A 12,415-nucleotide genomic window follows, 5' to 3' on the forward strand; every position below is an offset into this window, starting at 1 on the left:
TTTCCTTAAAATTCAGGTATACCATACCAATCGGAACCTACTTCCTTTGTCTGATTCACTTTCAACCGCAACCTGAATATTCAATTCATCGCAAAGCTTCTTTACGATTGCTAAACCCAACCCGGCCCCTGGTTTTCGGCTTCCCAAAACGCTATCTCCTCTATAAAATGGATCAAAAATTCGCTTCTGATCTTCTTCGGATATCCCCGGGCCTTTGTCCTGCACTTCAACAAAAACCTCCTTTCCCTCTTTTCCCAAAATCAAATCAACAGGCTGAGATTCATCTGAATATTTGAGTGCGTTTTCAACCAGATTATCCAGAATGATCTGAAGGGATTTCTCATTTGTCTTCAAAAAAATAGGGTGACCAACTTGAGGAAGAAAATTAATCTCCCGATCTGTATTGAGCTTTTTCTGAAGCACATAATCCTCACAAAATGCCAAAAGGTCCAACTCCTCCAAGATGATTGACTGACCACTTTCTACCCTTGCTAAAACCAATAGCTGTTCAATGGTAGCAGTCATCCGGTCTATACTTTGCAAAGCCAACTGGATTTTCTGCTGATACTCTTCTTGTGTTCGAGGCTTTCGAATCATTACCTCAAGCGTACCTCTGAGAACTGAAAGCGGAGTCCGCAACTCATGGGAGGCATCGGAAGTAAATTGCTTTTCACGCTTCAAAGCCTGCTCCAATCGATGGAGCAAATCGTTGATAGAGCGAGTTAGCTGCTCGATTTCATCATTAGGGCCCGAAAGAGGAATTCGTTCATTCAGGTTAGACTGAGTAATCAAATTAGTTTTTTGAATGATTTGGCGAATAGGTTGAATACTCTGATCCGCTTGATTTCGCATGATCAAAAAAAGCGAAATCAAAATCAGAGGATATAAAACGAGAAGCACATTTCTAAGATTGGTCAGGGTCTCTCGAGCATCCTGGAAGGACTTAGCAACCAACAAATAGCCTTCTATAATCCCTTGATTATATAGCGGAATTTGCATTTGTCGGAGTTCTCTGGAACCAGCCTTTACTGTCCAAGCCTCTCCGCTCCCTGCTCGATCCGGAAAAAAACTGAGGTGATTATTGAGCAAATTAGGAGAGCGATCCATGCTATTCCCCTCTGCATCCACAATCTCAATAAAAATCGGATTCAGCTGCAATTGACTATGTTCCTCTTCCTGCCATTCCCCTTTATGAACGAATCGGATTTCTCCATTGATCACAAAAATCTGGCTTTTATGTTCATCAGTTTCTAGCTGAAGATCCCGATCGATATTGGTTACCACCGTCAATCGGACCACCCCATAAATAATCCCAAAAACCACCAGAATGATCATGGCAGTAGTAGCTGTCAATCTTCGGGCAATCCGCTCCTTGTATGAAATACTCATGGTTCCTTAGCCATATACCCCACTCCTCGAATAGTCTGAATGTAATCCTCTTCCTTATTCAGGTTTAATTTTTTTCGAAGTGAATTGATATAGACATCAATTACTCCAGTATTATATTCAAAATGAATATCCCAAACATGCTCTATAATCCGAGTCCGACGACAAACCCGGTTTTTATTTCTTACCAAATATTCCAATAAGGCAAACTCTTTCTGGGTAAGAGAGATTTCTTTTCCATTTTTCCAAACCTGATGAGCTGCTGGATTAATCTGAATATCTCCAAGTTCAAGGATACTTTCAGGAGCTGGGCTTTTTCTGAGTTGAACCCGGATTCGTTCCAGCAATTCTTCGAAGTGAAAAGGTTTTTTGATGTAATCATTGGCACCAGCCTGAAGTCCAAATACGGTTTCATCTACGGTATCCTTTGCTGTGAGAAAAATAATGGGCGTAGTCGGCTGCTCCTTTCTAAAAACCCGAGTAAGTTCTATCCCACTCATTCCAGGAAGCATCCAGTCCAAAAGCAATAAGTCATAGGTTCCCGATAAAGCTAGCTCCAAACCATCTTTTCCATTATCAGCAACATCTACAGCATAGCTTTCTTCTTCCAATCCCTGCTTTAGAAAATTGGAAATTCCCGGTTCGTCTTCCACTACGAGTATTCTCATACCCTAAAATTTCGAGAATTTTGTGAAAAACGAAGCTTATTTATCTTAAAGTTTACTTAATTTTTAGATTGTGGGAATTCAAAAGAATTTAAAGAAAATAAGACAGTTTAAATTCTTGGTTTAAACAATCAGCTTTACGCAATTTCAAATTGCCTTTCCTCCACCTTTTTCTTCTTGGATGGTTTTTTCTTTTTCCGTTTGTTCCACCAAATCAAAGTTCCAGTAATCGGAAGTGAGGTAGCTATTAGGCATGCTACAAACCATATTAACTTGGTAAAAGCTCCAAAAATCTCACCTGTATGAAGGCTTTTTACTGACCGACCAATTTGCTGTCGAGTTGACATATCTGAAAACAAATTAATCTCCGAAACAGATAAATCTGCTTGGTTCAAAGCTAATTGATCGGCTCCAGCTCGAGCAAAAAATCCGGTCCGGTATTTATTGATAGAAATGGCTTCCGCATCAGATTGAGGCATGGAGATTCGGAGATTTCCTGCGTAAGGAAGGGTTTCATTTGCTTTTGAAACAGCCAGGTCCAAGGAAAAATCCAAGGCAGGTCCAGGTACTACTTTTTGAGCTTCCTCTCCTTTTTGTTCCTCGCGGGGAGGCTGGTAGGTGTCCCAGGTTTTTTGCCAGCCTTCCCGATACCAAGGGAAAGACCAAAACAAACCTGTAGCAGACATGATAAACAATGCGATCAAAGAATAAAATGCTAGGGTATTATGCAGGTCATGATTGATACGTTTCCAGTTTCCTGACCACTTGATTTTCAAACCTTGTTTCCAGCTTTTTACTTTTTGAGGCACCCAGATCACCATCCCAGTCAACACTCCCAAAAGAAATAAGGAAGTGGCAATTCCATTGATCAAACGACCCAAATCCCGATTGCTCATGGATTCGAAAATCGGCTCCTCAATGCGATCGATCAATAACCATCGGTGTAGCGAAAATTGGGTACTCATAAACTCCTCAGCAGCGGTCCGCTCGGAGTTATCGGCTAAAATTTCCCCATTATATGGATTGACAAAATAGGTGGTTCCTCTCCCCTTTTCCCCCTCTTTTAAAAGTGTAAACTGTACTGAGCGATCCGCATCTTCATGAACAAATGCTGCGGTCACTTTACCATTCAATTGGGATTCCAAACTATTCTTTAATTGGTCCAAAGACCTCTTTTCTCCCGTTGGCTCTACAAAATATCGCTCTGAATCAGCCAATTCTTTGATTTCGGTATTATACACGTAAATCGTTCCACTAAGGCAAACCAATATCACGATGATTCCAGAAATCAATCCAGCATACAAATGAATATCATTGAATAGTTTTCGGACGGTTTTCCAAGTGGATTTTGAACGGGCCATTTTCTTATTCTTATTTAGACTGTGTCAAAATTAAAAGAAAATCTCTTATTATTAAGACTAATTCTAAAAAAAATAAAAGCTGTAAAAAGCTTTTTTCAATCCCTTATTGAGAAGGGAAAAAGAATCGAAAGTCTTTATCTTTCCAATCCAAAAAATGAATAAACATGAACTCATTGACCAAACTTGTTTGGACCGCATTTATCACCCTATTAATTATTTCCTGTGAAGAAAAAAAGCCAGACCCTCGATTAGATCAGCCTGAGGAATTTAAAAAAGTACTCGATGCTCATGGAGATTGGAGTAAATGGATTAATTCAGAGGCATTTTCCTTCACCATGTTTCATGAAACAAATCTTACTCAAGAGAATTATTTCATCAATTTGGATTCTAGAGAAGTGAGAATTGATGGACAATTTTTCCAAATTGGATTTGATGGAGAAAAGACTTGGATCAGTCCAAATAGACAAGCTTTCGGTGGACCATCTGTGAGATTCTACCAGGATTTCTACTTCTATTTTTTCGCTATGCCTTACATTTTAACGGATTTGGCCGCTAGGGTTGAGAAAGTTGAAAATCAAGACTTGAATGGGAAAAACTATGTGGCATTTGAAGCTACTTTTGAGGAGGGTCATCATTCAGGACCTTCTAATCAATACACGCTACTCATTGATCCAGAAACTAACAAGTTGGAATGGGTGCTATACAAAGTCACTTTCTTCAATAACCCCAATCCTCCTCTACAGGCAATGAAATATGAGGATTATCGCGATGCAGGAGGTTTGATTTTTCCGAGAGTGATTACAGGCTATTCGATTGCGGGAGATTCTACCGAGAGATTTCGAAGTCAAGTTAGTTTTGCAGATGTCGTTTTGACAGAGGATACTTTTGATCAAGATCTTTTTGAAATGCCTGAAAAATTAGCGGTTGTGGCCAATTAATCAGTGCTCGATCAATTTCAGATCTACAAAAGTATGTAAGCTTGATTCGGCTTTGCCAAAATAAGAACCCTTGACAGGCATGGTTTCATAAGGTTCCGGATGTACAGCTAATGGGATGTAATGGTGATCAGTCAAAAGACCCAAACTTGGATCTAAGCCAATCCAACCCGCGCCAGGAAGAAAAACCTCCATCCATGCATGCAATTCATGCCCATCATCCAGCTTGGGGTTAAAAGCATACCCGCTTACAAACCGACAGGCAAGTCCCATAGATCGGAGCATATTCATTTGCATCCATGCCAAATCCCTACAGGACCCTTTTTTTTCCGAAAATGTAAAGGAAGGCTGCCAAATGTTTTGCTCATGGCGAACCAAATGAGGCCAGTTCTGATAGATTTCCTGAGTTAGATTTACTAGAAAATCAACTAAGCCATTTGACTTTTCCCTGATTGGAAGAAGGAAGGATTGGTAATCTACTGCCTCCGGTCTGATTAAAAATGGCCGCGAGAACTCTTCTGATTTCCGATATTGAAACATCGGCAAATCATCCTCTCTTGCGGATTGTTCTAAATCATGATCAATGATAAATCCGAAAGGATTGAAAGGATAAAGCTCAAAAACCCAATCGGTTTGAATTTGAAAATTATCGGTCTCGCCCGAAAACCAAACTTGCTGATACCAATTCCCTGCTAAATCCTGTCGATCATGCTTTCCTTCAGGCTGAGGGTCTATCTTAATTTCCTGATTTTTGATCCGAAAGTGAGGCCGATATTGGGGCAGTAAATAAAGCTGATGCACACCCAAACCCACTTTTTCGGTGTATGTATAGTGAGTTTGATGATGAACTTGAATCAGCATAGTTCTAAAACTTATATCGCTTCATTGAGGATATCAGCAGGCACTTCGGTGATAAGTTTTTTTAGTCTTGTATTCCAAAATGCTGAAATATGCTCTAATTCCTTCTGTTCAAATCGCTTCTCTTTCGTATAATATTCCCCATCCTTCAATACCACTGTATCAATCGGGAAATCCACATCATTAGCAGAGATTCGGGTAGCATCAAATGCCAAAAAAGCACATTTCAACGCATATTCTAAAGAATCCTCATAGTGGAATGATCGCTTTAAGATTGGGTTGCCAAACCCTGAATTCCCAATAATTACGAATGGTGTCCCCTTTCGGATTTCTATCCAGTTTCCTTGAGGATAAAGCAAATACAACTTGGGTTCAGGGTCATGTTCCAATTGCCCTCCAATGATGGAATAAAGGTTGAAGTTCAATCCGGCCCCCTCTAAAAACTCCTTATCTTCTTTGGCTACTATCTTGACTTGATTCCCAAACTCATTAACGGCATGATAAAGTTTGGTAAATGATTCATCCTGTTGCTCAATCACTTCCGAGAAATAAGTGATCGCCTTATCCCTTACAGACCTCAGGCCGCTAGTCATGATAAAGAAAGAATGCTTTTCCCGATTAACTGTAAAAACCTTTTTGGAAGAAGTGGTCTCATTTCCAGAGGTGATTCTTGTATCCGAGAGACCCACCAAGCCATGCTTGGTCTTGATGCCGAGGCAGAATGTCATTATTGATCCTGATTTTGCGAAATAAAATTATCCCGAAGCCGAAAGTACGTACTGTCGATCAGATCTGATAGTTTATTCATCTTTATTTGCAAATTGTCCAAATACTCATGCAATCCATAGTCGATGATTTCCCCTACTTCGGCAAACTCCAAATGAGAACGCAACTCACCGGCGGCTTTTTCAGCAGGATTGATAAAACCTCCATCTTTATTTCCCGAAATATGATGAAGGCAGGATTCTGCCTCTTTGAGACAATAGTAAATGGACCTCGGGAAATATTTATTCAGGACTAAAAATTCCACCACATTCGAAGGATCAATATTCCCATACACTCTCCGATAGGTATTGAAACCTGTCACTGATTTCAATAAGGCCATCCAATGTAAAAAGTCCAAAGGAGTCCCAACATCTTGTCCGGATGGCAATAGAATATGATACTTCACGTCTAAAATTCTGGAAGTTTTATCTGCCCTCTCTAGAAATTGTCCCAATTGCCTGAAATACCAACCCTCTACACGAGCGACACTGCTATCAGCTATTCCATAGATTAAAAGAATCTGGTTTTTTACTTTTTCAAAGAATGGTCGGGGATCCACTTTTTTCCAGACTTTCTTTTCAACCCCTTCTTGCATCATCATATAAAGTTGATTGGTTTTTTCCCAAGTCTCCTTGCTGAGGTTTTCCCGAATGATTCGTGCATTTTCTCGAGCTCTGGAAATAGCTGAAAGCATGGAATTGGGGTTTTCTAAGTCAAAAGCCAAAAAGTACAAGACTTCATTCTTTTCAAACTTTTGATTTTTCGAAATGAATAAATCCCAATCTCCCGTAGCAGCTACCAAAGGCTGCCATTGCTCCTTCAAATCGACAGGGAGATCCTGCATTAAATTAAAATTGACATCGATGAATCGAGCATAGTTTTCAGCTCGCTCCAGATACCTTCCCAACCAATAAATATGATTTGCAACTCGGCTTAACATTTCTTCGATGATTAATTATACAAAACCCAAGTATCCTTACTCCCTCCACCTTGGGAGCTATTGACTACTAAGGAACCCTTCCTGAGTGCCACTCGCGTCAAAGCGCCGGGGATCACCTCAATCTCCTTTCCATAAAGAATATAGGGCCTCAAATCTACATGGCGTCCCTCCAGCCCTCCTTCTTCACAAAGAGTAGGAACAGTGGAAAGGGAAAGTGTCGGCTGGGCAATGTAATTGTTCGGGTTAGATTTGATCAATTCTTTGAATTTTGCATGCTCTTCTTTGGTGGCTTTCGGCCCGATGAGCATTCCATATCCTCCCGCTGCATTGGTTTCTTTCACAACCAACTCTTCAATATGATCTAAGACATACTGCCTGTCTTTATCCTCTCTGCATAGGTAAGTAGGAACATTATTCAGAATCGGATCCTCATCAAGATAGTATTTGATGATTTTTGGAACATAAGCATACACAGCCTTATCATCTGCCACTCCCGTTCCAGGAGCATTGGCGAGGGCAATATTTCCAGCTTTATAGGCATTGAAAATTCCAGGAACACCAAGCATAGAATCCGGTCTGAAAGTCAAAGGGTCAAGGAAAACATCATCTATCCTCCTGTAAAGCACATCAATTTGCTGCAATCCATGGGTAGTCTGCATGAAAACCTTATTATCCTCCACAATGAGATCGACCCCATTGACCAACTCCACTCCCATTTGCAAGGCTAAATAGGAATGCTCATAGTAGGCAGAATTGTAAATCCCAGGCGTCAAAACTCCTACAATCGGCTTGGCTTTATTACTCAGAAACTGGAGCATTCTTAAAAGCTTGGCAGGATAATCTGAAACAGGCATTACCCCACCTTTATTGAATAAATTGGGGAAAGCTCGCTTGATGATTTCTCTACTTTCTAGCATATAAGACACTCCGGAAGGACAGCGTAAATTGTCTTCGAGAATGTAATATTCCCCATCCTTATTTTTTATTAGATCCGTACCGGTTATGTGACACCATATTCCTTTGGGAGGAGTCAATCCAATACAAGGCTTCAGAAAATCTTTAGAACCTAAAATCAAGTCACTGGGAACGATTCCGTCTTTTAGGATTTTTTGTTCATTATAAATATCCTGAAGAAATAAATTCAGGGCATAAGTTCGCTGCTTAAGTCCAGCCTCTAGCTTTTTCCATTCCTCATTTGGGATGATTCGGGGAACAATGTCTAGATGAAGAATTTTTTCCAAACCCTGATTGTCGTGATAGACATTGAATGTCATCCCCATTGCTCGCTGTGTTTGATTAGCAGAGAACTGGAGATGATTCATCTTTTTAAACGGCGTTTTTTTCAGGTTTTGAAAAAACTCTTGGTAATGAGGCCTAACATCCCCTTCGGGTGTAAACATCTCATCGTAATGCTCTTTGGATTGATATCCTTCTATCTTCATACAGTTTAAAAATTAAGAGTCGCACAATAAGTTAGAACAAATACAGAATATTCCAAAACGATAAAATATTTAACAAATCAGTAATTAATTCGATCATTTAATGCTAGAAAATCAGCTTACTTTAAATTTTTATAGAAATTTGAAAAAGATCTGAATTCCTATTTTTCTCTTATTTTCGGAAATGGTAAATCAACTCCTCAATATCCCCAATTCAGCTAGGGCTAAAAAAATAATCATTTGGCGGCAGGTGAAAGATGTGCTTTTCATTGGGATCGGAGTAGTCATGGCGAGTATTGGCCTGAAAGGGTTTCTCCTTCCCAATGGCTTTTTTGATGGAGGAGCAATGGGAGTTTCCCTCTTACTAGAAATTTTGACTCCGATCGATCTTTCCTTCTTGATTATCTTAGTCAACCTTCCCTTCATCTATTTAGGCTACAAACAGCTTTCATTCCGGTTTGCGGTAAAAAGCACCTTGGCGATTTTCGCTCTCGCGCTTCTTGTTCATTATATCGAACTCCCCATTATTACAGCTGATAAATTACTGATTGCTGTTTTCGGAGGGTTTTTTCTGGGAAGTGGAATTGGCTTTGCGATTCGGGGTGGCGCAGTTATCGATGGTACTGAAGTATTGGCAATTCAGGTTTCCCGTCGCTCCAGCTTGACAGTAGGTGACTTTATAACCGTATTCAATGTCTTCCTTTTTATTGTTGCAGCTTTCTTGGTTGGATTGGAAACGGCCATGTATTCCATGTTGACTTATTTTTCAGCTTCTCGAACGGTGGATTTTCTAATTAATGGCGTAGAAGAATACATTGGTGTAATGATCATTTCTGACTTTGCAGATGACATCAAAAGCAAAGTCACCTATGATTTGGGTCGTGGGGTAACTGCTTTTAAAGCAGATGGAGGATTTGGAGAAAAAGCAAAAAATCCTGACCGAAACGTCCTTTTCACAGTAGTGACGCGACTGGAGGTTACACGAGTCTTAACAGAAATCGAAAAAATAGACCCCAAGGCTTTTGTGATTCAATATCCAATCAAGGATACCAAGGGAGGAATGATAAAGAAAAGACCTTTGCATTGATCTTTGATATCAAGATGTAAGTATCAAAAAATTAGAGTTTTGATTTATAAAAAAAAGTAAAAAGGCTGTTTCAGAAATTATATCTGCCACGTAGAGTACATGACAAAAACATCTGAGACAGCCTAATTTTGATACTTGATACCAGATACTCGGTACTTAAGAAATCGTCGATCCACTCGCAGTACCTTCGTGAGGTACAAGCAGCTTCAACTTTCCATCTTTGTCTTCTGCCATCAGAATCATTCCTTCGGATTCGATTCCCATCATTTTTCTTGGAGCCAGGTTGATCAACATGGTCACTTGCTTTCCAACCAAAAACTCAGGCTCAAAATGCTCGGCAACCCCACTCAAAACTGTCCGATGGCCAAGTCCGGTATCCACTTTCAACTTGATCAATTTCTTGGACTTCGGCATTTTTTCAGCTTCCAATACAGTCACCACCCGCATATCCAATTTTGCAAAGTCATCATAGGTGATAATATCCTTCATTGGAGCAACAGGGGCATTTGCATCTTCATTCATTTTTTTAGCGTCTAGTAATTTTTGAACTTGTTTTTCTACGGTTTCGTCTTCAATCTTTTCGAATAACAATTCTGCTTTCCCGATTACTTTTCCCGGAGAAAGCAATTCAGAGTTTCCAGCCAACTCCCATTTTGATTCACTCATTCCGAACAATTCATACAATTTCGCAGCTGTGAATGGCAAGAATGGCTCGGAAACTATCGCCAAGTTTGCAGCGATATTCAAAGCAATATTCAGGATGGTTTCAGTTCGCTTTTCATCCGTTTTGATGGTTTTCCAAGGTTCTGTGTCAGCCAAATATTTATTTCCCAATCGGGCCAAATCCATCATCAACCCAAGTGCTTCCCGGAAACGGAACCGCTCGATGGAAGAAGCAATTTTCTCAGGAAACTCAGCCAAAGCTGCCAAGACTTCCTCGTCATAAGCTGTCAAAGCCCCCCTCAAAGGAATAACCCCTTGGTAATATTTGTGAGTTAACACGACAGCACGATTGACAAAATTCCCATAGATGGCTACCAACTCTGAATTATTTCGAGACTGAAAATCCTTCCAGGTGAAATCATTATCCTTGGTCTCAGGAGCATTTGCGGTCAATACATACCGTAATACATCCTGCTTACCAGGAAATTCCTCTAGGTATTCATGTAACCAAACCGCCCAGTTTCTAGACGTAGAAATTTTATCTCCTTCGAGATTTAGGAATTCATTGGCTGGCACATTGTCCGGTAAAATGTAATCTCCATGCGTCTTCAAAATAGCTGGGAAAATGATGCAGTGGAATACGATATTGTCCTTTCCTATAAAATGTACCAGTTGGGTATCCTCATCCTTCCAGTAGGGCTCCCAATCCTTTCCATTTTCAGCAGCCCATTCCTTGGTAGAAGAAATGTATCCGATCGGCGCATCAAACCATACATATAAGACTTTTCCTTCTGCATCTGGTAAAGGGACTTTGATTCCCCAATCCATATCTCTTGTCATGGAACGAGCCTGAAGTCCTTCTCCAGCTTCCAACCAAGAGCGACATTGTCCAAGCACATTGTTTTTCCAATCGTTACCGTGCTCTTCCAAGATCCATTTCTTCAGAAAATCAGAATACCGAGCTAAATCCAAAAACCAATGCTTGGTTTCTTTCAAAACCGGTTTGCTTCCACTCAGCTTTGAGCGAGGGTTAATAAGTTCGGTAGGGCTTAGCGAAGATCCACATTTTTCACATTGATCCCCATAAGCATTTTCAAATCCACACTTGGGACAGGTACCCTCAATATAGCGGTCAGCCAAAAACTGTCCCGCCTCCTCATCATAATATTGCTCTGTACTTTGCTCTAAAAATTCTCCTTTTTCGTAGAGATCTTTGAAAAATCCCTGAGCAGTTTCGTGATGAATCGGTGCAGAGGTGCGGGAATAGTGATCAAAAGAAATCCCAAATTCTTCAAAACTCTTTTTCATTAAGCCATGGAAATGGTCAACCACTTCCTGAGGCGTTTTTCCTTCCTTCCGGGCTTTGATGGTAATTGCTACTCCATGCTCATCCGATCCGCAAACATACAGCACATCTTTGCCTTGGGATCGCAAAAAACGGGCATAAATATCAGATGGGACATAACAACCTGCCAAATGTCCGATATGCAATGGCCCATTGGCATAAGGCAATGCAGAAGTAATCGTATAGCGTTTGAAAGATTTATTCATTGAAAAAGGAGGGTGTTTCGTTCAAATCAGGTCGCAAAGATAGGGAAATCATCTTTTCAAATCAGGCATTCTCGAATTCAGCTCTAGCCTCATCTGTCATTATTCCATTGTATATAATCGTAATTGCCTGATCAAAGATATCAGCAGCTGGAATTCGCATGTCTTTTTGAATCGATTCAGGAAAACCTGCTCGAAATTCCGGGTCTAGCAAAGAGCGGACCGCACTAGCATACATCATAACCACCAAGCCTACATTGAGGTTAGACTTAACCAATCCTTGATCCCTTCCCTCTTGAATCAATCGCTGAAATCTCATAAATGCTGATTCATTGATATACTCCATCAAATCTTCCCAAACTTCTGGAGCATGCTCTCGAAGATCTTCGAAAAGTTCAGGATTAATAGGAGCCAAATAATTCGCAACAACCGATAAGCTGGACTTTAATTTCAAATGAAATGGAATATAGCGGTTGTCTAAAATCGCCTCCACCTTGGCTGTCATACGAAGTTTTAGCTTTTCAAAAGCAGCTGACAGTAATTCCGATTTGGAGGGAAAAAATTTATACAAAGTTTTCTTACTCATCCCCAAAGCCTGCGCAATATCATCTACTGTGGTATGACGATAGCCTTTCTCTAAAAAAAGCTCGTATGCAGCGTCAATGATCTTTGCTTCCTGATTTGATTTTTGAGTCATTTGAAAATTCAGGGAATGAAACTTGGCAAAGGTAAAATCTACTTGAAACTTTTCCACCTTACAACTTTACA

General features: G+C 40.3%; 11 protein-coding genes. 2 read left to right on the forward strand and 9 right to left on the reverse strand.

The genetic code is table 11. From position 1 onward, the window contains the following. Positions 1-12 precede the first annotated feature (12 nt). The 3 genes from E4S40_RS09770 to E4S40_RS09780 all read right to left on the reverse strand — a co-directional run bounded on the left by E4S40_RS09770 (position 13) and on the right by E4S40_RS09780 (position 3,412). Complete coding sequence (locus tag E4S40_RS09770; protein WP_135073525.1) at positions 13-1,389, reverse strand: sensor histidine kinase; 1,377 nt, start codon at positions 1,387-1,389, stop codon at positions 13-15. Beyond that, on the reverse strand, positions 1,386-2,054 hold the full coding sequence (locus E4S40_RS09775; protein ID WP_135073527.1) for a response regulator transcription factor: 669 nt from the start codon (positions 2,052-2,054) through the stop codon (positions 1,386-1,388). The genes E4S40_RS09770 and E4S40_RS09775 overlap by 4 nt, the downstream gene beginning before the upstream one ends. 134 nt (positions 2,055-2,188) lie before the next feature. Continuing rightward, positions 2,189-3,412, reverse strand: a complete 1,224-nt coding sequence (locus tag E4S40_RS09780; protein ID WP_135073529.1) for a PepSY-associated TM helix domain-containing protein — start codon at positions 3,410-3,412, stop codon at positions 2,189-2,191. A 164-nt stretch (positions 3,413-3,576) separates the two neighbouring features. Between E4S40_RS09780 and E4S40_RS09785 the strand changes: the two genes are divergently transcribed. Next, the gene (locus E4S40_RS09785) at positions 3,577-4,350 is read left to right on the forward strand and encodes a DUF6503 family protein (protein ID WP_135073531.1); all 774 of its coding nucleotides are present in this window, start codon (positions 3,577-3,579) and stop codon (positions 4,348-4,350) included. Here E4S40_RS09785 and E4S40_RS09790 read toward each other — a convergent pair whose 3' ends face one another. The 4 genes from E4S40_RS09790 to E4S40_RS09805 are packed head-to-tail and all read right to left on the reverse strand — an operon-like array spanning position 4,351 to position 8,352. Next, positions 4,351-5,208: a transglutaminase family protein gene (locus tag E4S40_RS09790; protein WP_135073533.1), complete on the reverse strand. Its 858-nt coding sequence runs from the start codon at positions 5,206-5,208 to the stop codon at positions 4,351-4,353. An 11-nt stretch (positions 5,209-5,219) separates the two neighbouring features. Next, positions 5,220-5,933, reverse strand: a complete 714-nt coding sequence (locus tag E4S40_RS09795) for a peptidase (protein ID WP_135073535.1) — start codon at positions 5,931-5,933, stop codon at positions 5,220-5,222. Then, entirely contained in the window at positions 5,933-6,910 is a 978-nt protein-coding gene (locus tag E4S40_RS09800) for an alpha-E domain-containing protein (protein ID WP_135073536.1), read from the reverse strand. The genes E4S40_RS09795 and E4S40_RS09800 overlap by 1 nt, the downstream gene beginning before the upstream one ends. Before the next feature lie 11 nt (positions 6,911-6,921). Then, positions 6,922-8,352 (reverse strand): circularly permuted type 2 ATP-grasp protein, encoded by a 1,431-nt coding sequence (locus tag E4S40_RS09805; protein ID WP_135073538.1) that lies wholly within the window; start codon positions 8,350-8,352, stop codon positions 6,922-6,924. Positions 8,353-8,533: 181 nt separating this feature from the next. On the opposite strand from E4S40_RS09805, the gene E4S40_RS09810 reads away from it, so the two are divergent. Continuing rightward, positions 8,534-9,436 (forward strand): YitT family protein, encoded by a 903-nt coding sequence (locus E4S40_RS09810; protein ID WP_135073540.1) that lies wholly within the window; start codon positions 8,534-8,536, stop codon positions 9,434-9,436. A 156-nt stretch (positions 9,437-9,592) separates the two neighbouring features. Here the strand turns inward: E4S40_RS09810 and metG are convergent, their stop codons facing one another. Further along, a complete protein-coding gene (gene metG / locus E4S40_RS09815; protein ID WP_135073542.1) occupies positions 9,593-11,650 on the reverse strand; it encodes a methionine--tRNA ligase in 2,058 nt (685 codons plus the stop codon). Positions 11,651-11,711: 61 nt separating this feature from the next. Then, complete coding sequence (locus E4S40_RS09820) at positions 11,712-12,401, reverse strand: TetR/AcrR family transcriptional regulator (RefSeq protein ID WP_317129223.1); 690 nt, start codon at positions 12,399-12,401, stop codon at positions 11,712-11,714. Between the last annotated feature and the right edge of the window lie 14 nt (positions 12,402-12,415).

Origin of the sequence: Algoriphagus kandeliae (genome assembly GCF_004571135.1) — a bacterium.
Lineage (GTDB): Bacteria > Bacteroidota > Bacteroidia > Cytophagales > Cyclobacteriaceae > Algoriphagus > Algoriphagus kandeliae.